The sequence below is a fragment of the Verrucomicrobiota bacterium genome (genome assembly GCA_027622555.1).
Classification (GTDB): domain Bacteria; phylum Verrucomicrobiota; class Verrucomicrobiia; order Opitutales; family UBA2995; genus UBA2995.
Genome location: JAQBYJ010000059.1, coordinates 1 through 22,720 on the forward strand (window position 1 = coordinate 1; position 22,720 = coordinate 22,720).

General features: G+C 49.7%; 17 protein-coding genes. 11 read left to right on the forward strand and 6 right to left on the reverse strand.

What is annotated here, in order from left to right; genetic code table 11:
- The first annotated feature begins 186 nt into the window (after positions 1 to 186).
- The 11 genes from O3C43_15230 to O3C43_15280 all read left to right on the forward strand — a co-directional run bounded on the left by O3C43_15230 (position 187) and on the right by O3C43_15280 (position 14,813).
- Complete coding sequence (locus tag O3C43_15230) at positions 187 to 1,461, forward strand: NAD(P)/FAD-dependent oxidoreductase (protein MDA1067843.1); 1,275 nt, start codon at positions 187 to 189, stop codon at positions 1,459 to 1,461.
- A 34-nt stretch (positions 1,462 to 1,495) separates the two neighbouring features.
- Positions 1,496 to 2,809, forward strand: a complete 1,314-nt coding sequence (locus O3C43_15235) for a glycosyltransferase family 4 protein (GenBank protein MDA1067844.1) — start codon at positions 1,496 to 1,498, stop codon at positions 2,807 to 2,809.
- 1 nt (position 2,810) lies between these two features.
- A complete protein-coding gene (locus tag O3C43_15240) occupies positions 2,811 to 3,257 on the forward strand; it encodes a thioesterase family protein (protein ID MDA1067845.1) in 447 nt (148 codons plus the stop codon).
- 46 nt (positions 3,258 to 3,303) lie between these two features.
- Positions 3,304 to 3,999, forward strand: a complete 696-nt coding sequence (gene msrA, locus O3C43_15245) for a peptide-methionine (S)-S-oxide reductase MsrA (GenBank protein ID MDA1067846.1) — start codon at positions 3,304 to 3,306, stop codon at positions 3,997 to 3,999.
- A 104-nt stretch (positions 4,000 to 4,103) separates the two neighbouring features.
- Positions 4,104 to 5,402, forward strand: a complete 1,299-nt coding sequence (locus tag O3C43_15250; protein MDA1067847.1) for a Gfo/Idh/MocA family oxidoreductase — start codon at positions 4,104 to 4,106, stop codon at positions 5,400 to 5,402.
- 23 nt (positions 5,403 to 5,425) lie between these two features.
- On the forward strand, positions 5,426 to 6,715 hold the full coding sequence (locus tag O3C43_15255; protein MDA1067848.1) for a DUF1080 domain-containing protein: 1,290 nt from the start codon (positions 5,426 to 5,428) through the stop codon (positions 6,713 to 6,715).
- Positions 6,716 to 6,726: 11 nt separating this feature from the next.
- Positions 6,727 to 7,629 (forward strand): alpha/beta hydrolase, encoded by a 903-nt coding sequence (locus tag O3C43_15260; protein ID MDA1067849.1) that lies wholly within the window; start codon positions 6,727 to 6,729, stop codon positions 7,627 to 7,629.
- Positions 7,630 to 7,730: 101 nt separating this feature from the next.
- Entirely contained in the window at positions 7,731 to 11,990 is a 4,260-nt protein-coding gene (locus tag O3C43_15265) for a hypothetical protein (GenBank protein MDA1067850.1), read from the forward strand.
- Positions 11,991 to 12,055: 65 nt separating this feature from the next.
- The gene (locus O3C43_15270; protein MDA1067851.1) at positions 12,056 to 12,580 is read left to right on the forward strand and encodes a hypothetical protein; all 525 of its coding nucleotides are present in this window, start codon (positions 12,056 to 12,058) and stop codon (positions 12,578 to 12,580) included.
- 139 nt (positions 12,581 to 12,719) lie between these two features.
- Entirely contained in the window at positions 12,720 to 13,976 is a 1,257-nt protein-coding gene (locus O3C43_15275) for an AMP-binding protein (protein MDA1067852.1), read from the forward strand.
- Between the two features lie 165 nt (positions 13,977 to 14,141).
- Positions 14,142 to 14,813: an ABC transporter ATP-binding protein gene (locus O3C43_15280; GenBank protein ID MDA1067853.1), complete on the forward strand. Its 672-nt coding sequence runs from the start codon at positions 14,142 to 14,144 to the stop codon at positions 14,811 to 14,813.
- Positions 14,814 to 15,243: 430 nt separating this feature from the next.
- Here the strand turns inward: O3C43_15280 and O3C43_15285 are convergent, their stop codons facing one another.
- From O3C43_15285 to O3C43_15310, 6 genes are read right to left on the reverse strand one after another with little or no spacing between them, the layout of a single operon-like run.
- The gene (locus tag O3C43_15285; protein ID MDA1067854.1) at positions 15,244 to 15,438 is read right to left on the reverse strand and encodes a hypothetical protein; all 195 of its coding nucleotides are present in this window, start codon (positions 15,436 to 15,438) and stop codon (positions 15,244 to 15,246) included.
- Positions 15,435 to 16,625 carry a sialidase family protein gene (locus tag O3C43_15290; protein MDA1067855.1) on the reverse strand — a complete coding sequence of 397 codons (1,191 nt, stop codon included), beginning with the start codon at positions 16,623 to 16,625 and terminating at the stop codon, positions 15,435 to 15,437. Before O3C43_15290 ends, O3C43_15285 begins: the two co-directional genes overlap by 4 nt.
- A gap of 30 nt (positions 16,626 to 16,655) precedes the next feature.
- Positions 16,656 to 18,116, reverse strand: coding sequence for a sulfatase (locus tag O3C43_15295; GenBank protein MDA1067856.1), 1,461 nt, complete (start codon positions 18,114 to 18,116; stop codon positions 16,656 to 16,658).
- Positions 18,113 to 19,681 (reverse strand): sulfatase, encoded by a 1,569-nt coding sequence (locus O3C43_15300; GenBank protein ID MDA1067857.1) that lies wholly within the window; start codon positions 19,679 to 19,681, stop codon positions 18,113 to 18,115. Before O3C43_15300 ends, O3C43_15295 begins: the two co-directional genes overlap by 4 nt.
- A 57-nt stretch (positions 19,682 to 19,738) precedes the next feature.
- A complete protein-coding gene (locus tag O3C43_15305; GenBank protein ID MDA1067858.1) occupies positions 19,739 to 20,938 on the reverse strand; it encodes a sialidase family protein in 1,200 nt (399 codons plus the stop codon).
- Positions 20,935 to 22,428 carry a sulfatase gene (locus tag O3C43_15310; protein MDA1067859.1) on the reverse strand — a complete coding sequence of 498 codons (1,494 nt, stop codon included), beginning with the start codon at positions 22,426 to 22,428 and terminating at the stop codon, positions 20,935 to 20,937. The genes O3C43_15305 and O3C43_15310 overlap by 4 nt, the downstream gene beginning before the upstream one ends.
- Between the last annotated feature and the right edge of the window lie 292 nt (positions 22,429 to 22,720).

The window sequence follows — 22,720 nt, forward strand, 5'->3', positions numbered from 1 at the left end:
CTTAGGCGAGGGTGCTCGCAAGCACCTAACTCACCTATCGTTCGCTCTCTTGCACTTCAGAATTGAATCCGCCAGTTAAGTAAAACCAGCGGGGAGACCTTAGCCTGGATTATGGAAATCCTCCCCGCGTCTTCAGTTGAATAATTACAACCGACACATCTATTTAGATATCATACCTATTCCATTATGACTTATCCCAAAGACTATGACGCCATTGTAATCGGAGGCGGACCAGCCGGATCTACCGCCGGGGCATTACTCGCCGAAAAGGGATGGAAGGTCCTCATTATTGAGAAGGAAAAGTTTCCGCGCTATCACGTGGGAGAGTCGTTGATGCCTTATTGTTATTTCACTTTTGAGCGTCTCGGTGTGATTGATAAAATCAAGGAAATGGCCTGGACGGAAAAGCACAGCGTACAGTTCGTTGGTCGAAACGGAAAAGTGTCTACCCCTTTTTATTTCTTCCAACACTACGAACATCCTTCTTCAACGACCTGGCAGGTTAAGCGGGCCGATTTCGATTTGATGCTGTTGGACAATGCGCGGGAGAAAGGTGCAACGGCGTTGGAGGAAACCACGGTCACTGAATTCATTAAGGATGACAAAGGAGCCGTTGTCGGCGTAAAAGCGCAATCGGTTGATGGACAAGTTTTAGAGTTCAATTCCAGGATAGTGCTCGATGGTTCCGGGCGGGATGCTCTGTTCCTCCGCAAAACCGGTTCACGAAAACGGGACCCTGAGTTAAATAAAATCGCTATCTGGACACTGTTCAAAGGGGCGATGCGTGATCCGGGCTTGGATGAAGGATCCACTACCGTCGCTTACCTCGATGGGAAAGGATGGTTTTGGAATATACCGATGGCTGATGACATTGTCAGCTCCGGGATCGTGGCCGACAGAGACTATCTCTATCGTGACTCCAGAGACCCAAAAGAGATCTACGAGCGTGAGATTAAAAATAATCCCTGGATCGAAGAGCATTTATCTCAAGGTAAACAATTTGGCGAGTACTGGGTAACCGGGGAGTATTCCTATCGCGGAGAACATTGTGCGACGGATGGGTTGGTCTTGATTGGCGATGCCTTCGCATTTCTCGACCCGGTATTTTCATCCGGAGTTTTTCTGGCAGTCAAATCGGCTGAAATGGCGGCTGACGCGGCAGACGAAGCGTTGAAACAGGATAAGCCGATAAAGGCTGCCGACTTTGAGGAATACGGGGAGCGCTTATGCAGCTCGATCGAGACCATGCGTCAAGTGGTCTACGCCTTTTACGACGAACGGTTCAGTTTTGCAGATTTAATAAAAGCCAATATGCATTTACGTGGCACGTTAACCGATTGCCTGATTGGAGATCTGATAGATCGTGATTATGCGGAGTTGCTCGATGCGATGAAAGATTTTGCATCTTTGCCGGAACCGTTATCTCATGGTCGGGCAAATATGAATCCAGTGGCCCAGTAAACGGCGTCGTAGGGTTCGCAGCAATTACCTACTCGTGAAGCTTACTTTTCTAACACCTGGCACCGGCAGTTACTACTGCGGCGCCTGTATGCGTGACAACGCTTTGGCAATCGAACTCCACAAAGCGGGAGAAGATGTTGTGATTTTGCCCATGTATTTGCCTCTCATGTTGGATGAGGAACCGCTCGAAGGGCTTAGGGAAACTCCGGTGTTTTTTGGCGGCATCAATATGTTTTTACAGTCCAAGCTTTCTCTCTTCCGGATTTTGCCTGCATTTATGGACCGCTGGTTCAACTCGAAGGGACTCCTTCGGTGGGCTGCCAGAAACAGTCACATGACATCCGCCAGAACCCACGGTGAAATGTGTCTGGATATGTTGAACGTGGAGGAGAGCGGCTTCGGCAAGGAGTTTGAGAAATTGCTGGTTTGGTTGGAGGAGATCGGAAAACCCGAGGTGGTTGTTCTATCGACTGCCTTGCAGGCTGGATTGGCGGACAAAATAAAAGAACGGTTGAATGTCCCGATTGTTTTATTTTTCCAAGGTGAGGATTCCTTTCTCGATGGGTTGCCCGAACCTTATCGCAGTCAGTGTTGGTCTCGCATGGCGGAACGATTGTCTTCCGCCGACCTCCTGATTTCTCCCAGTCATTTCTACTCCAGGTACATGGAGCAACGCCTTGGGTTTCCTGAAGGAAACATTTCCGTTATGCATAACGGAATAAAGCTCGAAGGCTACGAAGTAGCTGAAACGCCTCCTGAGTACCCGACGATCGGGTACCTTGCCAGAATGTGTCGCGAAAAAGGGTTGGAGATACTGGTGGATGGATTTATCCACCTGCGAACCAAACTTGGGAATACGGATGCTCGATTGAAAATTGCCGGTGCTATGACTGCTGGTGATGTCCGGCTCATTAAGGAACTTAAGAAGCGAATTGCCGCTGCGGGTCTAGAGCAGGATGTCACGTGGTTTCCCAATTTATCGCGCGATGAAAAAATCTCGTTTCTAAAATCACTTTCGCTGTTTTCCGTGCCAGTTACTTATAAGGAAGCATTTGGTCTCTATTTGCTGGAGGCGATTGCCTGTGGAGTGCCGGTGGTGCAACCGGAAATAGCTTCATTTCCTGAAATTATTGAAGCTACGGGTGGTGTCTGTGTCTCAGAAAACAATCCTCACGAATTTGCCGAGGCGTGGTCCACTTTGCTAAACGATCCCCAACGAATGCAAACCATGCGGGATCGGGGCCGACAAAATATAGAATCACTTTTCAGCGCACCCAGAATGAGCAAACAATTCCTCGATCTTACTCGGGTCTTTAATTCTTCAATTCAATCTGAGAACCTCTCCTGATATGAGTCTTCCAGAAACATTTCATTTTACCAAACAGCGCCGCGTTGAATGGGCCGATACGGATTGCGCGGGTATCGTTCATTTCACCAGCTTCCTACGCTATGTAGAGAACACCGAGCACGCATTCTGGCGCTCTCTTGGACTTTCGGTTCACACAGGGGAAGGTGAGGAACGGCAAGGTTGGCCAAGAGTGAGTGTAAGGTGCGACTTTACTAAACCTGTACGATTTGAGCAATTGCTGAATGTTTCCCTTCGAATACTAAATGTAGGAAATACAACCCTTCGTTACGGCTTTTGGATATTCGATGATAGTGAACCGAAGCCTGCTTTGGTAGCCGCTGGTGAATTGACGATTATTCATGTAAGTTTTGAGCCCAATTCTGGAAAAATATCTAAAGCCCCGCTACCTGATGCTCTTAAGGAACGAATAATTTCTGCGATGTCCTAAGCGTTTTTGGAATTTTGGACAGCGTCTAACGTCAAATCTTCAAGTCATGATACTAAAAAATCACTTCCTAAGCTTCTCTATAGCAGCTCTTACTTTGATTACCTTTCAAGCGAGTTGCCAGCCTATCGATAATCAAAACACGAGTGACAAGGCCACCAGTCTTTTGAATCTGCCTCCGGTTCAAGTGGAGCCCGTTGACGGACTCAGTCGTGCCTATTTTGCAAGCGGTTGTTTCTGGTGCGTTGAAGCCGTCTACGAAAGTGTTAAAGGCGTTAAAGAATCTATTTCCGGATATAGTGGAGGACACACGAAAAATCCTACCTATGAAGAAAGTAATACCGGTAGAACCGGCCATGCGGAAGCTGTTGAAATTATCTACGACGCGAAGGTTGTTTCCTTCAGCACCCTTGTAGACGTTTTTTTTGGTTCCCAAAATGTTACCCAGGTAAATGGCCAAGGTCCTGATCGTGGTTCTCAATACCGTTCGATTATTTTTTATCAAAACGATGAGCAAAAAAAGATCATCGAAGAAAAGATCGCTGCGCTTAATAAAACACTCGGTGGTCAAAAGGTTGCAGCGGAAGTTTATCCTTTCCAGAAATTTTGGTTGGGAGAAGCTTATCATCAGGACTACGAAAAGAGGAACCCGAACAATCCCTACATTCGAGGTGTTTCCATTCCTCGATTGAAACAGTTTCAAGCTAATTTTCCAGAGCTGCTAAAAGAAAACCACGACCATTAGGCAACCTTCAGCTTTTTAAATTCAGGTGTTTGTCTTTGTTGCGCTATTTGGTGGGTTCTGATTCCTTTATGGGTAGATACAACTTAAAAATCCTGAAACACACCATGAACAGACGTGACTTTCTAAAAACCAGCTCTGTCTTCGCTGGAATATCAATTCTACCTTCACGGGTTTGGGCCGCATCTCCCAATTCCAGATTACAGATCGCTCAAGTCGGTGTTGGTAATCGTGGAATGGGGAACCTCGAATCTTTACTTCGATTGCCCAATATCGACATGGTCGGATTCTGCGATGTGGACAAGAATTACCTGGACGCCGCATCCGCCCTGGTGCCTTCGACCGAGACGTATCGTGATTATCGAAAAATGTTTGAAAAGCTGGATTCGAAGATCGACGCCGTCTTGGTTGCTACTCCGGATCACATGCACGCTCCTATTGCTATGGCGGCCATGGATTACGGAAAGCATGTGTATTGTGAAAAGCCGCTTGCCCATAATGTTCAGGAAAACCGCGAACTAAGAACCCTTTCTGAAAAGAAGAACCTGGTTACCCAACTTGGGATTCAAGTTGCTTCGAGTATCGGTCAGCGAATGACCGTTGAATATATCCGTTCCGGACTGATTGGGAAAGTCAGTGAAGTTCATGTATGGTCTAACAAACAATGGGGACGTGATGAGGATCGAGCTCCATTGGGAGCCAATCCTATTCCGGATTCTCTGGATTGGAATCTCTGGCTTGGCGTGGCTCAGGAACGAAAGTTTATAAATGATTATTATCATCCTGGCCAATGGCGTAAGCTTATCGACTTTGGGACAGGCACACTCGGGGATATGGGGGTCCACATATTTGATACCCCTTACAGAGCTCTTGAGCTGACCGATCCTGTTTCCGCTACAGCGACTTGCCGAAAGTCTAACTCCTTTGCGCATCCGGTTAGTAATCGTGTGGAGTATGAGTTTGGTCGTACTCAATACTCAGCAAGAAAGCTGAAATGGGTTTGGTACGATGGAGACTTCGCTCCTCCGACCATTCCCGGGTTTTCTCTGCCGGACGGAATTGAAATGCCAAATCAAGGATGCGTCTTTATAGGTGAAGATGGAAATCACCTGATGATGCCGCATATGAGCGGTCCCAGGACCTATCCTCAGGAATTGATTCGTAGTGTTCCCGTCCCAAAGCTTGATCCTATTGATCACCATGGTGAGTGGGTCGATGCTTGTCTCTCGAATGGAAAGACCAGATCTCCCTTTTCGTATGGAGGACCGTTAACTGAAACACTTCAATTAGGGGTTGTTGCCAGCAAGTTTCCAGAACGCAGATTGAAATGGAATGCCAAGTCCATGAAGATCACCAACCTCAGAGCCGCCAACCAATATATTGGACGGGAGTATCGTTCGTTCTAATATGTTTAGAATTCGATTTTGATATGAAAAAAACATTTGTAGCCGCGTTGTTTGGGATTATTTTGAATGGAAACCTTTGGTCTGCGAATCCTCCAGAAGGATTTGAGGCTCTTTTTAATGGGCGAAATCTTGCGGGCTGGCTTGGAGATAATCCACACCAGTCACTCAAGGCTGAAAATCGGACTACCGCGATTGAAGGCCAGCAGGTGGATTTTCATAAACATTGGAGTGTGGAAAACGGTGAACTGGTAAACGACGGGCACGGTCCATACGCCACCACGGATCGTGATTATGGAGACATTGAACTGATGCTCGAATACAAAACGGTGGCGAAGGCGGATAGCGGGATCTATCTAAGAGGGTCTCCTCAGGTTCAGATTTGGGATACCACCGAGGAGGGTGGAAAATGGGAGCGCGATGCCGACAAGGGATCTGGAGGTCTGTTTAACAATCCAAAAGGGAAACCCGGCCAATTACCTCTGGTGCACGCGGATAAGCCCTTCGGCGAATGGAACAAAGTAAAAATGAGACAGCTTGGAAGCCGGACCTGGGTTTGGCTGAACGGTAAACTAGTCGTCGATGGCGCCATCATGCATGGGTATTACGATAAGGAGAAACCTCTGCCTGCTAGCGGTCCTATTCATCTCCAAACACATGGTGGGGAGATTCGTTGGAGAAATATTTTTGTCCGGGAAATTGATGCCGAAACCGCGAATGCCTGGTTACGAGAAGGGGAACGCAAACTTGGATACCAACCTTTGATTAAAGAAGGAACTCTTGATGGATGGTTTGGCGACAAGAATGGCAAGGAAGTCATAGGCGATACGATTCACTGGAGGGATGGCAGTCACATTTATACGAATAAAAAATACGGCGACTTTTCGTTTCGATTTGAGTTCATTATGGAACCCGAAGGAAACAACGGACTAGCTATTCGTTATCCTGGGGAAGGTGCTCCGGCTTATGATGGCATGACCGAATTGCAGATTCTGGACCATGACGATAAACGCTATGCAACGATCGATCCACGTCAGGCACATGGTAGTGCTTATGGGATGACCGGAGCGCATCGAGGTTATTTCCGTCCTTATGGAGAATGGAATTACGAGGAGGTTACGGTCGTTGGTTCGACCATCCGCGTCGAATTAAATGGCACTGTAATTCTCGATACCGACTTATCGGAAATCCATGAGTACATGGCTGACCGAGCCCATCCTGGAAAATTGCTCACTGAAGGTCACCTGGGATTCGCCGGACACGGCGACGAACACTATTTCCAATTTCGCCGTTTAGGTATTCTGGAATTGAACTAGGTTTTATCGAAATGAAAGAGAAACGGATAGTCCACTTTGTGGTTGTTTCTCTACTATTCGTACTCCGAGCGAATGCGGAAACTCCGACGTACTCGAATGTCGCTTATGGAGAGTATGAGCGCAATGTCCTCGATTTCTATCAGGCTCAATCCAGCAAACCTACACCACTCGTTGTCTTCATTCATGGAGGTGGCTTTCAATCCTTCGACAAGGATCGCATCGATCAGAAATTCCTAAAGGAGTTTTTATCCTCGGGTATCTCGGTTGCTGCCATTAATTATCGCTACGTTCAGATGGAACCTTTTCCTTCCTGTTTTCATGATGCTCGCCGCGCTTTACAGTTTCTTCGAAGCAAATCGGATGAATGGAATTTTGATCCTGCCAGAGTAGGGGCTTACGGCGGATCTGCGGGAGCTATGATTTCGATGTGGTTAGGATTCCATGACGACATGGCCGATCCGGAAAGTGACGATCCTGTGCTAAGGGAATCCACGCGCTTGACCTGTGTGGCCACCCAGGGAGGTCAGATTACCTTTGATCGCCATTGGATGGAGCAATCGATTCCGGGAAACATGATCCACAAGAATCCTGCCATGACTCGCTTGTTTGGCGTTCGGACCCTGGATGATCTCGACAAACCTGAAATTCGAAAATGGATTAAAGAACTTTCGCCTATTACCCATCTGACTGCTGACGATGTTCCGGTCTATATGGAATACAGCATGAATCCGTCTGATCCCATTCCCGCTGATCCTGCGAAAATTAAATCCTGGGCGCTTCATCACGTAATTTTCGGTGTTACCTTGAAAATTCGCATGGATGCCCTCGGCCTTGAAAACCACTTAAATTATCCTGGGCAAGAATCGACGCACCGGAACATACCGGAATATTTTAAAGAGAAATTGTTGAGATAAGTTTTAAGAGAGGCCTACTAGTCGCACAGCATTTTTTATAGAAATCTATAGGGGTTAACCCCGCTTGACCGCTATTCCGTCTAGGGTGTATACTTTAATAATTGTTTAGAGTTACCACCATCTTCCTGTGCTTTATTGGAGCGTCATTATTCGGACCGGTTTTGAGCCTTCATGGTTTGGAACCCAAGCCTGTGGCGATGGATGCCAATCTGAGTACGCCGGAAGGTGGGAATAAAAACGACCAACCTTACTTTGCGATCGGGCGATCGGTACTTTCTTCTGATGGTGACGTTTATTTTTCAGGGGTTCACCGTTTTACAGGCGTTCAGGAGAGAGTGACTTGGCACTATACCGGTGATCAGGTAGCCGTGGTTGGACCCGGCGACTCGGATGTGACTCCATTTGTAAACCGGGAAGGACAACTCATATATGTGTCACCCATCGATGCGGCGGATCCGTTTTCCGAGTTGGCTCTTTTTCAGGGTGGCAATCTAGTCGTTCAGGAAAAACTGATACCGGGTTCTGAAGGCTGGAGGATTGGTGAGACCGCAGGATTTCGACTAAGCGATGGTGGAGACATCCTCGTACAAATGATAGACAACACTGTTTGGGGCTTACTCAAAACACGATTAGGAGGTCCGACAGCTGTCATAGCAAAAGGTGGGAGTGAAGTGCCGGAGATTCCAGGTTTTACCTATCAATTGACCAAGCAATTTATCGGTCCAAAGATCAACCCGATAGGAGATGTCGCGTTTCGTGCTCAGATCGAAGGCACCGGACCGGTTTTCGAAGAAGCCATATTACGCTCCACTAATGGCGGGGCACTCGAGTTGGTGGCCAGGACTGGGGTTGGTAGTCCACTCATCAATGCAATTTCCAATCCCGCCATTAATGAATCCGACATCACTGTTTACTCCGTTCAATATGCTGATTTTTCAAGCGCTCTCGTGATGAAACGACCTGGCGAAGCGGAAGAAGTTCTGCTGACATCCGGGGTCGAAGTTCAAACGCAAAACGGAGCAGTCACTTTTTCTGGATTATATGTCCCGCCCACCAATGATATCGATTCCCTGGTATTCGGAGTCGCAAATACGATTCTCGCTGTTGTGGAAGAGCAGGATCCTGTTTTTACCAATTTAAGTAATACCGCGCTTTGGCAATTTAAGATTACAGACAATGGCTTGGAGTCGCTTCGCATTGCTCGGGAAGGTAGTATTGTTTCCGGATTTGATCCTGCAGCGACCTGGCTTGATTTTCAGCATCCTGTTTTGACGCGTAGCGGAAAAATTGTATTTTATGCAACGCTTTCTATACCGGGAGCAGGAAGTGCAGATAGCCTTTGGATAACGGATGAAAATGAATTGTTGGGTTTAGTGGCTGTTACGGATTTTCCTTTGAATCTTGATTATTTTTATGGCTTACCAGACGACCGAGTTGCGCCGCTTCGGGACATTGATTTTGCTGGTTCCAGTGGTGGGTTCGACGGAGTTGTCACTGGTGTAAGCGATAACGCGGAGGTGACGTATGTATCCCGCATGGAACCAGTCGGCGCAGACTTGGGGCCGGGCAGGGTGGTTTTCGTGGCAACTGAGCCAGAACCCAAACCCAGGCTAAATCCTTTTATTTGGAGGGACGACGCGGTGGAGCCTTACGATTGGACTGTAAAAGGCCATTGGAATGATGCGGAGGGGAACGCAGTTGATTCCTTCCCTGGAGAACTTGCCGGAGACAGTGCCCTGATCAATTCATTCATTTTGTCACCGGTGCAATTGGACCAATGGCCCTTGCTGATCGAAATTGAGGATCTGACAGCCGCCATTCCCGGAGGCTTAAATGTATTTTCAGATTTAACGGTTAATGGTGAAATTGAAGCCAACCTTATCAATGTAGAACAGAAGCGCCTGGGGGAACCTTCAAAGTTGACCCTAAACGGAACTGGTTCAATTGGGCGATTGAAAATCGAATCGGACGCTACAGTCGACTTGGGAGAGAATGCGGAGATTTCCATCCCCACGCTTAAACTGGAGAAGAATGCCCGTTTGACGGGATCTGGAACTGTCAGACTTCAAGGTGATTCTGATATCAAGTGGCAAAGTTTCTTAAATGACCTGCCTGCTTTTGTGAACGAAGCGGGGGCGACCACGACCGTTACGGTTTCGGATGCAGCAGCAGCTTGGAATCCAATGTCACCTGACTTATCGTTTGAAAATTTTGGCGCCTTGAAGTTTGAGGATGAGGATGAGCCGATTTCATTTATCCAGAAAAATTTCTATCAGCACTTAATTATGGGTACAGGTTCGGAGCTCGTTATCGCCTTGTCTCAACCTTCGATGCAGGTTCATTTCAGGGCAGGTTCCACCTTTACTGGATCCAGTATTATCAGATTTGAATCGAATACACAGATGACGGATACAAAAGTGATTTTTTCGGACGATTCTGACAACGGCAGTGGATTTATTCTGGAAGATGGTGCCAATGTACAATTCGGACGTCCCAGAGAATCACGAATTCAAATTGATTCCAATATAGAGTTGAGATCTCAGTCTATTTTGGAATTTGTTGGAGAATTCAATGGGCTTCGTAATGACAATCTGGAAAATTTTGAAATCAACGGCAATGTTGAAGGAGAGGGAAAAATAATCGCATCCAATTATGCCCGCCTTTTTTTTAATGGTGATCTAAACAGCGATCGAGATATCGGTTCTATATCGGTAAGGAACTCTGAGTTTTTTATTAATAATAGACTCGTGCCCACTCGAATACGTGGAGAAATTGTTTTGGATAACTCATCCCGCTCAACAATATCCAATTCTCTCCTATTGGATGACGGGGGCATAATAGTAGACCACGGTTCTATTTTACGAATTTCCGCAGGTGACGAAGGATTTGAAATTTTAACCGGTGACGAAGGGGGAGCATTAGAAGTATTCCCTGGATCTACCCTAATCTTCGAATCTGATTCCAACGATTTTAGCTCCTATTTCATTGAGGCAGAACTTCACAACGAAGGATCTGTATCGTTTAACGGAGTGGAAGTATTAATAGGTGGTGAGGTCCAACCATTTTACGGTGGCCATATTACAGAAGGACATTGGACGCTCGAAGCATCTACGATAAGACTTCATTTTTTAGTATTTTTGCACACCATCGACAGCGGGGCTTCGGTGCTTTTTGATAACTCTTCTAGTTTTCACGGATTTATATTAAAAGAGAATTCTGGAGTTTTCACTCTTCGGGACTCGGATTCGACTGAAAACACCGACACGAATTATTTAAATAGGGGAACGACAAATGTAGAGAGGAGTATTCTAAATGTACCTGGAACGTTGAGTCATTTTGGGAATTTAAGAATCCGAACTGATGGAACCATATCAGCCGGTCGAATCGAAGCTTTTGCCGGTTCTTTGATTCGTATAGAAGGTTCCATGGAGTACACTGAGGATGGTTTTGAATATGACAGTGGCGAAAATACCTTGAAGGTTACAGGTGAGGTGATTTTTCATCCAGGATCTGAAATGATAAACAATGGGATACTGGATGCTGATTTTATTCGTGCCAACGGTACTACGATTGGTGGAAGAGGACAAATCAATGCCTCGATCCTTTCTCAGATTGAATCTGTCATAGTCGTTGGCTCCTCCCCTGGCACTTTCACGGTCAATGGTGATTACTCGCAAGACGCACAAAGCGAATTACAGATTGAACTCGGTGACGGTGTTTCGGGCGTTGATTATGATCTAATGGCAATTTCAAATACGGCTACGCTCGCGGGGACGTTGGCACTTTTCCCTGTGGAACCAGAGTTCATTCCAGAGGTGGATCAGACCTTTACCCTTTTGACTGCCGGAACCATTAACGGTGTGTTTGACCATGTAGCGAATAGCTTCCCCAACCGTATCGGTTTTGATTTAGCTTATGGCGCCCAATCAATTACCGCAACTGCCCGGTACGATTCGTTTGCGAATTACGCCGCCTGGGCATCAACGGTCTTCACAGCTGAAGAGCTGGCAGCTGACACCCTAACTCAACCTCTGCAAGACGGCGACGGTGATGGCATAGGAAATGTTTTCGAATATGCAATGGCCTTGCAGCAAGGGTTCTTCGATCTAGGGCCTCTGGCCACATTTCAAGCAGTGGAAGAAACGACAGAATTACAGATCAGATTTCCCTGGGACAACAATGTGACTGATGCCACTTTCAAAGTGCAGACTCCTTTGGACCTCGACAACTGGATCGACAACGAAAATCTCACCTCCGAAGTCCCCGTTGGCGGAACTGTTTTGAAGACTTACACGATTCCTGCTCCTCAAAATGGAGATTCCTTGTTCGTTCGGATCCTGGTAGATTTGGTCGACGCATAGTTTGCTGCAGGATTAGCAAGAATTTCCCTTTAACTGTGAGAAAATAACCTCCAATCTCTGGAAATATGAATTGGTTCTATTTTGCACTTATCACTGTATTTACTTGGGGGCTTTACGGAGTATTCCTCCACAGCGGTCAAATGGCTATGGGCGATCCCGAGTTTGGGCGCTATAAGGCGTTTCTTGTCGTGGGCATTGCCTACTTCATCGTCGCGGTGTTGGGGCCGTTCATTTTGCTGAAGATGAACGGAGGTAACCTGTCTTTTACTTCAAAGGGGTTTTGGTTATCATTGATCGCCGGGACACTGGGAGCGGTCGGTGCACTTGGAACGCTGCTGGCATTCGGCGCGAAAGGTTCTCCTGCTGCGGTGATGTCCATCGTGTTCGCCGGTGCTCCGATTGTAAATGCTGTTACTGCGATCTCTCTTCATCCGCCCAAAGGTGGTTTCGCAGGTGTTCCGTGGCAGTTTTTTGCGGGAATTCTTTTAGCCGCAACGGGAGGATTTATGGTGATAAAGTTCAAGCCCGACCCTGCCCCGAAAATAGCTCCTGCTTCCCAAGTAGCTGCCGTAGATTCTGATTTAAACTAAATTCAATGCACGAATGTGTTAGATGAGGTAGGGCTCGATCGCCGAGCGAGCCGTCAGACAATCGGCGGTTTTGGCTACCGAGCTTGCGACGTCACCCAAACCGCCCTACCATAATTTAGCTCAATTATTTTTATTTCGCGTGAACGAATCCCCTAAACAATATTGGTTAGAAGAGCTCAACCGATTGGTTGAAGCTATTGTCGGAACGAATGCTTTTTGTCGAAAGAAGTTGGAAGAGGCGGACGCTTTGGATGGTTTCAAATCGTTGGAGCACTTCCGTGAACATATGCCATTCACCACAAAGTCCGAGTTGGCTGAGGACCAGCTGGCCCATCCACCTTACGGAACTTTCCTGACCTATCCATCGACGCAATACACTCGCTATCATCAAACCAGCGGAACCAGTGGTCGGCCATTGATTTGGTTGGACGATCCGGAAAGTTGGCAATGGGTGTTGGACAGTTGGAAGGCGACTTGGCGTGCTGCCGGAGCCCAAGCTGGCGAGTCAGCTATCTTTGCATTTTCATTCGGACCGTTTATTGGATTCTGGGCGGCATTCGATTCGGCAACCCAGTTGGGGATGCGCTCCATACCAGCCGGCGGCATGGGAAGCTCAGATCGCCTTCGATTTATCATGACGCAGAAACCGACCTACCTCTGTTGTACACCGACTTATGCGCTAAGGTTGGTGGAGGTGGCTAAGGAGCTCGGAATTGATTTAAGTGAGAGTGGTGTGAAATGCATTATTGTAGGTGGTGAACCAGGCGGAAGTATCCCCGAGATTCGTGCGCGTATCGAAAGAGGCTGGACTCCGGCCAAGTTGCTAGATCACCATGGTATGACTGAAGTAGGGCCAGTTTCGCACGGCGATCTAAACAATCCTAACATTGTCCGCCTTGTTCATGACCATTTCTTTTGTGAAGTCTTGGACCCTGAAACCGACGAGCCGATAAAAGAAGGCGGAACAGGGGAGCTCGTTTTAACGACCTTGGGACGTTATGCGAGTCCATTGATTCGTTATCGTACGCGAGACCTTGTCAAACCCGTCTCTGTCCCGGGTGAACCTCCCGAACTGTTTGTCCTCGAAGGAGGAATCATTGGTCGGGTCGATGACATGGTAATTGTGCGTGGCGTAAATCTCTACCCCAGCGCCGTGGATGCTATCGTTCGTTCCGTTCCAGCCATTAATGAATATCAGGTCGACATCGACAAGCGTTCACCCCTGACCCAGGTCTCGATTCGAATCGAAACAGACGATGATCCCAAAATGGTATCAGCAGAGTTGCAGAAACAGTTTCGAACAGCACTTCAGATGCGGATTGACGTGAATGTGGTTGAGACGGGAACTCTTCCGGTGTTTGAGATGAAGGCCAAGCGGTGGAATATTGTTAAATGAAGTTTACTCTGACGATTCACTGTTGATTGTCGGTGCCTGGTAATCGAATATGGATGGTCTAGGTGAATCGCGGTTAAAACCGCTCCTACATTGCTTTCGACCATTTGTAGGAGCAACTTTAGTCGCGACCTCTGTGACAGCAAAATCGGTTTTAAGAATATTCTCATGATTAATGTCAGCAAAGTTTCCAAAGTGTATGAAAGTCCGGCTGGGCCCGTGTCCGTCTTAAACAATCTGGATTTGCAGGTGGCTGCCGGTGAGGCGGTATCGATTGTAGGACCATCGGGGAGTGGAAAGACGACTCTGCTCAACATTCTCGGAGCGCTCGATTCACCAACGACAGGATCGGTGGAGATTGGCGGGCAAAACATTGCTGAGCTGGACGAAGCGGCTGCGGCGAATTTCCGTAATCGCTCAATCGGATTTATTTTTCAGCTTCATTACCTGCTTCCGCAATGTTCAGTTCTCGAAAATATTTTAGTCCCACGCCTGGCAGGTGGTTGGGAAGAATCGGCGGCTGATACCAGGGCTCGTGCCGAGGTACTTCTCGAAGAGGTTGGCTTGAAGGATCGGATGACTCACAAACCCTATCAGCTCTCTGGGGGTGAACAGTTGCGCGTTGCCATCGCCCGATCATTAATCAACGAGCCAAAGATCATTTTAGCCGATGAGCCAACAGGGTCTTTGGATCCGTCTACCGGGGAGAAAGTGGCCGACTTGTTGATCAAAGCAAATCAGGGAAAAGGAGTTGCGCTGGTGGTCGTGACTCATAATCCCGGTTTAGCTGCTAAGATGGAAAAGACCTATCAATTGTTGGACGGACACCTTGTCTCCTGAGAATGGGTACGCGACAGTACATCCTGCAGAGTCTCTGGCATTTTCGGAATGCCTACCTGGGTGTATTTCTTGGATCTGTCCTTGACGATAGAAAAAAACGATAGAAAAAAGGGTCGATGTTCAAACGATAGAAAAAAGGGTCGATGTTCATATTTCATATTGACCCCTTTGGGACCCGGGCGGCATTAACCGAGTCAAGATGCGAGCCGGGAGCTTGAGGCAGCAAGCCAGGCTGTATAGAGATTCGCGAAGAAGGAGAGTAAATGACGTCCTTAGAGGGGCGCGACGGAGTCAATAGGCAATTGTCAAGTTTTCTGGCAACAATAGACCTTCTTCTCAGCGTTACCTATTGCACTTAACCTTTCTTGATCCGGATTGAGGTCCACCTGAAGTGGTGGACTTGACAATTGAGCATTGACCCTGCCGAGGTCTACAACGCCGCGTAGGTCTGGCACATCCAGCTAAGTTGGGCGCGGTCGAGCGCTATGTGCTCGGTGTCGATGAAGACGAAGTCCAACCCGCAGCCTCTCACCACCTCTGGCCAGCGCGGTGAAGGCGAGACGATCAGCGTGCCGAAAACGGTTTTTCCATCGCGAAGATCTTTTGACAGGTCGGCAGGCGTCATGGCTTGAGCGTGAGTTTTCCAAACTGAATGTGCGTGCGTGCCGTGTTGGCCGTGCCGCTATCCCAGACGCAACGGAACTCTCCCGGCGCCACCTCGACGAGCGTGGGGTAGGAATTCTTGATCCCGGCGTCGTAGAAGGTTTTCTCCACGCTCCAGTTGCTGCCGGGCGCTTTGGTCTTATAGCGCAGGGACGTCCGTCCCCCGTTGGGAAAACCCGGCCAGCTCAAGTCGCGCTGGGCCGGACCGTCGCTGTAGACGTAGATGTGGGTGCCATCCGTGGCGCGGTCGAAGAAGCCCTTGGATTTGGCATTGTGCAGATCCGGCTCCTCCCGGGCAACGCTCCAGCTGTGCCCCCCATCCCTACTGACACTTGAATAAGCGCGCGGCGGGTCGGTCGTTTTATTGGTATCATCGTAATCGGCCGTGCGCATGACGATTTTCAGTTCCCCCGGATGATCACCAGGGGCGATGTTACCCTCGTGTAGAAAAACCCGGGGACTTTCGGGTTGGGGTATAAAGGCTTCGAGCTCCCACTCCAACAAACTGCTGCTGCCCAGGATAAAGTGGTCACGGCTGCCGCGGGGATCGGAGGCCAGGGTATTCCTGTGGGCGGGGAGCAGGTAACGCGGCCGATTTTTTATCTCGCTCTCAACGATCGTCGCGTTGGTGATCAAAGGCCCCGTATAATGCATGGCCAGCTCCACGGGGGTCCAAGAGCGTCCGCCGTCCGCAGTGAAGGCGGCCACCAGGTAGGATTCCTCACTGTTCTCCTGCTTGATGGAACAGCGCATGGCAAAGCACCAGACAATGTCCTGGTCTTCCGGTTTGAAGAGCACCGGGTTGGCATAGGCGAACTGAATGTCTCCCTGCCATTTATTGTGATCGAAGACAACAACCGGCTCCTCCCAGCTGTCCCCGTCGTTGCGGGAAACCGTGGCGAAAATATCCCCCATGTCCTTTTTCCCATGAGTCATCGCTCCGAAAGCCGTGATCAAGTGGTTCTTTTTCCACTGCGTAATTACCGGTTGCCAGACTCTCCATGAATCCGGGTGCTGATCCACCTGTCTAATGACGCGCACATCGGTCACGTCCCCTTGGTACGATGCTGACTGAGCAGGCTCTGCCGACAGGACAAAACAAATGCCAGTCACAGCAAACGTCCGAATAAATTGAAGAAGATTTTTCATAGGTTAATTCTGTTTGGGGTTTAACAATTTCTAGGGCTTGGATTTTCCGCTCGAGGGCGGCATATCCTTATTCGGCAAGCTTGCGGCCAGTTCAGCTTTTATTTGTCTAAACTCTTCCCTGCCGGCGAGATTGTTCCATTCGTTGGGATCGCTCTGATGGTCGTAGAGTTCTTCGCCACCGTCCGCATAGCGGATGTAACGCCAACGCTCCGTCCGCAAGGCATGGTTTCCTTGACCGTGGGTAGTTAAAGCAGGCCGATCCCATTTGCGTTGAGGATCTTGAAGCAATGGTAACAGACTGGTCCCATCCAATTCGGCAACCGGCGGTAGACCGCATAGTTCAATCAGCGTGGGAAACAGGTCTATGGTACCTACGGGTCGACTTGAGCGAGTTGCCGGATTCGTCACGCCCGGCGCGGCGATAATCATCGGAATCCGCGTAGAACGTTCCCAAAGGGTAAATTTATGCAGGTGTTCTTTCTCACCGAAATGCCAGCCATGATCGGACCAGAATACGATGATCGTATTGTCGGCCACCGGGCTGGCTTTAAGCGCGTCCAGCAGGCGCCCCAGCAGGGCGTCAAAGTAGGTAATGTTTGCCAGGTAGGCCTGCAACACCTCGCGATACTTGCCAGCGTCCCTGACAAGCTCGAGATCTCCACGCCGTTCAGCGGCCATGCGCTGGCCGCCTTCCGGTATGTCATCCAAATCATCGTCCTTTATGGGTGGCGCTTTAATTTGATCCAGCGGATACATTTCAAAATACTTGCGCGGCGCGTACCACGGCAGATGAGGACGGTAATTGCCCGCCGCAAGGAAGAAGGGCTCACTGGGAGGTTCCTGAAGGAACCTGACCGCCCACTCGACCATCTGGCCATCACCCATTTCACTGTCTTTCACGTCAAAAGGTCCCCAGTCAAATTCGCGGGGATTCACCGGAGGCTTGGTCAGTGCTTTGACCGATGGAAGCTGGTTCAGGGGAAACCCTTCCGGCCAGCTGAAGTTTTTAACATCAAGACCGCGCGCCAGTTGATCCTGGTAATGACTGTCAAAGACCTGGTCGAAATACTCGTGCCAGTCGCTGCGACGGTTGAATCCTGGCGTGTGGTGAAGTACTTTTCCTCCTCCCGCCACATAGTAACCATTCGCTTTGAAATGCTGCGGAATCGACGTTACACCGGGCATTGCTTCGTGCCAGATCACGTTGTTGGCATAGATGCCTGTGCTGCCCGGAGATCTGCCGGTGATCATAGCTACCCGTGATGGATTACAAACCGGCGCGGCGACATGGGCATTGGTAAACAGCAATCCACGTTCGGCCAGACGATCAAGATTCGGTGTGATAACTCCCGGATAACCCCCAAGACAACCGACCCAGTCGTTCAGGTCGTCCGCAATAATCATCAGGACATTCGGTTTTGTCGAGTTGGCCGCCAACCCAGGCATAGACAGAGCGAGCAACAGCGCCAGGATTGTGAAGCGTTTTTTCATTGTGACTGATTCTTGGTCTTCTTGCTTTTGGCGGATGTATTGGATTGAGGCGCCTTTTCCGGCCCGGAAGATGGTTTCTTACCGAAAAAGTAATCCGGGTAGTCCCAACCATGGTCTTTACCCTCCGCTTTTGACTGCAGACCGTAGACTTCCGCTTTCAGGAGTTGCAAGTTGACTGGATCCAGGAGCGGATCGTTCGTCTGCCGACGCCAGGAAAGCAGGCTTTGTTTGAGCTCGTTAAATGCCGCCGCAAGTCTGGAATCGTCGACAAGATTGCGAAATTCATAAGGATCGGCCTGCAGGTCGTAGAGTTCGAATCTGGGCGGTTTTTTCATCAACGCGTAGGCGGAGCGAACCTCGGGCGCGGCGTTGGCGACGCTTCGCGCCAGGCCTCCATCGAAACCCGCCTGGCCGCGCTCAACGGCGTCTGCCTCGAGCTTGCGGAAGGTGTCGGCGTAACCGGGATTCTCTTCACTCGAAAGCAGATTCTCAATGAGTTTGTACCGGCCGTTACGCACGGCACGCTGCGGGTAGAAGTTGGCCTTGGCCGCATGCGTGTGAAACTCGGTGAACAAATGTTTTCTCCAAGGGACCGGTTCCCCGGTAATCAACGGAAGCAAGGATGCCCCGGGGAGATCCGGAAGAGTCCGGGCCTTGGCCGCGGAGAGCAGTGTCGGCACCAAATCGATGGTGGAAACCAGTTCATTGCACACCTGCGGTTTCGCCACGCCCGGCCAACGGACGATTAGCGGAATACGAACGCCGCCTTCGTAACAGGTGCGTTTGCCGCGCAGCATGTCCGCGCCGTGGTCGCCAAGGTAAACGACGAGGGTGTTGTCCGCCTTGCCGGAGTTTCGCAAGGCCTTGAGTAAATCCCCCACGAGGGTGTCGAGGCGACTGATCGAGTTGTAGTAATCGGCAATCATTTCACGCATCTCCGGCGGGTCTATTCCGAAATATGGCATGGCCTTCACGTCGCCGCCGTTTTGTGGATCCTTTGGCAACCCGTCCACCTGGCGCAGCCATGGATCATGTGCATCGGGATAATTGACATGCAGGAAAAAGGGTTGGGTACCGGCTTGCATGAAAGCTTCCGCGAAACGGGCGTAATCCCCCAGGTTTTTTCGCGCGAAGTTCCCGGAGGGAATTTCCTTCATGTCGTAGGGAAAAGCCGATTCGGGATTGATATGCAGTTTGCCAATGAGTCCGGTCCGGTAGCCAGCTTCCTTTAGGCTGCGTGGAAGATTCGGCGTGTCCTCCCGATAGAGCCGGAACCCCCAAGTCGCGAGACCGATTTGCCCATGTTGGTGCGGATACAATCCAGTTAAAAAACTCGCGCGCGACTGACTGCAACCCGCTTGCGTCACATAAGCGTTATGAAAAAGAACGCCCTCCCCGGCCAGCTTATCCAGGACTGGTGTCCGCGCATAAGGATCGCCGTAACACCCAAGTTCGGGACCATTATCTTCCGAGACGATAAGCAAGATGTTCGGCTGGGCCGCCTGCACGGAAATCAACAACGCAAGCAGTAGTCCGGATAGTGAAAGCAGGCAGGTTTTTTTCATATTCAATGGTAATCGTTGGGAAGTTGTTTAACAGGGCCGGTACACGATCTGACGAGGCTATCGGACGATCCATTCCAGATTGAAGCGGGCAAGGGTGAGATTGGCATAAGCCCAGTCACGTTTACGAATCACAACCGGTTTATCAGTGCCGCTTTCGTAGAAACAAAGAACCGTTCCGTCGGGGAGGACAGCCAGGTCGCTGTAACCGCTGGGCCCCGACTGGAGGATCTTTTTCATGGGCCAGGTCATACCGCCATCGCGGCTGAGTTTTATGGTCACATCGCGGCGGGCCGAATGTGCACGCGCGGTGGTATGGGGATTGGAAAACAGAACCAGTGGACCTGAAAGGGTGGAATTTCCCGGATGTGCTATTATTCCAGCCATACAACCTGGTTCGAGCAAGTCTTCGGCAAACGCAGGCTTCGACCACCCGCCTGCTCCATCAGGACTATAGCTTACCAGACGGCGATCCCGCGGGTTGGTATTGCGGGCGGTTATGAGGGCCCGGCCATCGGCCAGTGGGACTATGTTGGGCTCCCCCGCCCCGGGAATGGCGATTTCGCCGCGTTGCCATGTTTCCCCGGCATCGTCGCTAAAGATAACGCCTACCGCTTTGCGTAATGAAGCCTCGGAATCGTAGGTAGCCATCCAGAAAGGCACACAGAGTCGTCCATTCTCCATTTCCATGGCATGTCCGGGGCCGGTGGCGATGACTTGCCAATCCAGTTCGCTTCGAAATTCCTCAAACACGGAAGTAATCTCAATGGGCTTTGTCCAATGAATGCCATCATCGTCACTGCGCAGGTAAAAGCAGCGCATATATTCCACGCAGTAAAGCAAGTGCACCACGCCTTCGCGCGTGGCGATGGCCACCGGATTATTGACGGTTTGTTCGTCGGGGCCACCCATGTCTTTTGCTTTCTTCTCATCAGACATGTGCGGGTTTCGCGCCAGTCGAGGTCCCAGGTGGGCAACTTGTTTGGCCGGGGAAAATGTGCGGCCTCCATCCGTGCTGCGTCGAAGGTGAATTTCTATCTCTCCACGGTCGGCGCCACTGAATTTTCGCGCTTCGCAGTAGACCAGCACACTGCCTTTGGCAGTAACCACGATGCCTGGAATACGGTAGGACGTGAAGTCGTTGGTCAATTCCTCAAAGAGCACCGTCTTTGCCAGGAAGGGCTCCGCCGCTTGCGATACTGAAGGGAAGGCAATGCTTCCCCAAAGAAAACTCAAAATGAAGATGCTCCTGATTGTCATGGTTTACTCAAAGATTTCTTGCCCGAGACATTTAAGGTAACGGGCCGGGTTCTGGCGCGAAGTTGGACATCCATTTTTTTGCTCATGGTGTTTTGCAGCACTGCAAAGCCGGGATTGTCCGCCAGATTTTCGCGCTCGATGAGAAAATTCGACAACCGTTGGGTACTGACAGAAGAAGTATAATCGTAAAGCTCCTCAGACAAAATGTTGCGCGATTTCCAATCAATCCAACGCGTGTAGCGATGGTCGGAGTTGCGAATTGAATAGCCCATGATTTCGGGATTGCCGCCCTTGAAAGGGCGGGAGAACTGGCTGAGTACCAGGTCGTGGCCTGGGGCGGTGGGATGCTCAAGAATAGGCACGAGGCTTCGGCCATCGAGATCCGCAGGTGGGCTGAGCATTGCGAGTTCGGCAAGCGTAGGGTAGATGTCGACGTATTCGGTTAAGGAATCGGTGGTGGCACCCGGCTGTGGCATTCCGGGTACGCGTATCATAAGAGGAACATGCGTATCCAGTTCGAAGTTGGTGTCCTTGCACCAATGATCCGCTTCACCCAGCGAGTAACCATGATCACCGAAAAGAACAACAATGGTATTTTCTTCGAGACCTAGTTGTTTTAACGCATCAAGCAGTTTCCCCACCTGTGCGTCCGTGTAGCTGACACAGGCATAATAGCCGTGGCGCAGGTCACGGGCTTGCTCAACTGAAACACGCTCGTCTGACGGGACTCCTTCGTACCCGCCGAGCTCCAGATGGTCAGGGTAAGCTACCTCGGGAGCGCCCCGTGTTCGGGTGGTATTCCCCTGCAATACGAATTCAGACGGATCATACAGATCCCAATATTTTCTGGGGGCATTGAAAGGCAAGTGCGGCTTGAAAAAGCCGACGGCCAGGAAAAAAGGCTCCGGCTTCCGGCTGAGAGTTTTCAGGGTTTGGATGGCAAGGTTCGCGAGTTGACCATCCGGGTATCCATCGTCTGGCACTTCAGCCTTTTCAAATGGTACTCCCTTCCCTTCACGGTGGTTGTTTTCAGGTAGCGCGTAGTTCTTCCAACCCTCAAGCCGTAACACGTGTGGCACCGACCACGATAACGGGTCTTCTTCTTTCTCATTACCACTGAATACTTTGCCCAATCCCTGAGCATGGTATCCATTATTTTTGAAAAGCTGCGGCAGAGTTACAAGCTCCGGCAGAGTTTTTCGAAACAAATTTCGATTGTGCCAAACACCTGTATTGTCCGGGAGCTTTCCAGTCAGGATGGAAGCACGCGACGGACCGCACACCGACTGTTGGCAGTAGGCACGATTAAACAAGCGCGCCGTTGCCGCTAAACTGTCGATATTCGGTGATTTGACCACCGGATCGCCATAACAACCTAAAGAAGTTCGTAAATCGTCAACCGCGATAAAGAGCACGTTGGGCTTCTCCAAGGCAGCCTGCGCACTCCCTTGAAGAAGCAGATACAGTAGGGCTAAAAAAAGGATTTTCATTTTGGGGTAAACGCTATCGTCCTCACTATATTTTTGATAGGATTTTTTTTAAAAATACAGTCACATCCGATAAGTAATACAGTGAGAATTCTCAACTGGAATCCCAACCACTCCTTACTGGTATGGTAAATAGACCAACAAGTGAAGACAACTTAATAGTCAATCCAACCCAACAAAGATAGAGGAGCTTGCCGCGAACTGGGATGCCTGGGCCGAACGCGTGGGTATTACTAGGAATTTGCTTTTTAGCGGCGCAGCCGCGGAGGTGGGGGTTTTACGACACGGAAAAACT

Excerpts from the sequence above, each read along its gene's own strand:
- O3C43_15305 (MDA1067858.1), bottom strand. The coding sequence starts at position 20,938 with ATGACAATCAGGAGCATCTTCATTTTGAGTTTTCTTTGGGGAAGCATT.
- O3C43_15290 (MDA1067855.1), bottom strand. The coding sequence starts at position 16,625 with ATGAAAAATCTTCTTCAATTTATTCGGACGTTTGCTGTGACTGGCATT.
- O3C43_15250 (MDA1067847.1), top strand. The coding sequence starts at position 4,104 with ATGAACAGACGTGACTTTCTAAAAACCAGCTCTGTCTTCGCTGGAATA.
- O3C43_15270 (MDA1067851.1), top strand. The coding sequence starts at position 12,056 with ATGAATTGGTTCTATTTTGCACTTATCACTGTATTTACTTGGGGGCTT.
- O3C43_15260 (MDA1067849.1), top strand. The coding sequence starts at position 6,727 with ATGAAAGAGAAACGGATAGTCCACTTTGTGGTTGTTTCTCTACTATTC.
- O3C43_15285 (MDA1067854.1), bottom strand. The coding sequence starts at position 15,438 with ATGACGCCTGCCGACCTGTCAAAAGATCTTCGCGATGGAAAAACCGTT.
- O3C43_15240 (MDA1067845.1), top strand. The coding sequence starts at position 2,811 with ATGAGTCTTCCAGAAACATTTCATTTTACCAAACAGCGCCGCGTTGAA.
- msrA (MDA1067846.1), top strand. The coding sequence starts at position 3,304 with ATGATACTAAAAAATCACTTCCTAAGCTTCTCTATAGCAGCTCTTACT.
- O3C43_15310 (MDA1067859.1), bottom strand. The coding sequence starts at position 22,428 with ATGAAAATCCTTTTTTTAGCCCTACTGTATCTGCTTCTTCAAGGGAGT.
- O3C43_15280 (MDA1067853.1), top strand. The coding sequence starts at position 14,142 with ATGATTAATGTCAGCAAAGTTTCCAAAGTGTATGAAAGTCCGGCTGGG.
- O3C43_15230 (MDA1067843.1), top strand. The coding sequence starts at position 187 with ATGACTTATCCCAAAGACTATGACGCCATTGTAATCGGAGGCGGACCA.
- O3C43_15255 (MDA1067848.1), top strand. The coding sequence starts at position 5,426 with ATGAAAAAAACATTTGTAGCCGCGTTGTTTGGGATTATTTTGAATGGA.
- O3C43_15295 (MDA1067856.1), bottom strand. The coding sequence starts at position 18,116 with ATGAAAAAACGCTTCACAATCCTGGCGCTGTTGCTCGCTCTGTCTATG.
- O3C43_15300 (MDA1067857.1), bottom strand. The coding sequence starts at position 19,681 with ATGAAAAAAACCTGCCTGCTTTCACTATCCGGACTACTGCTTGCGTTG.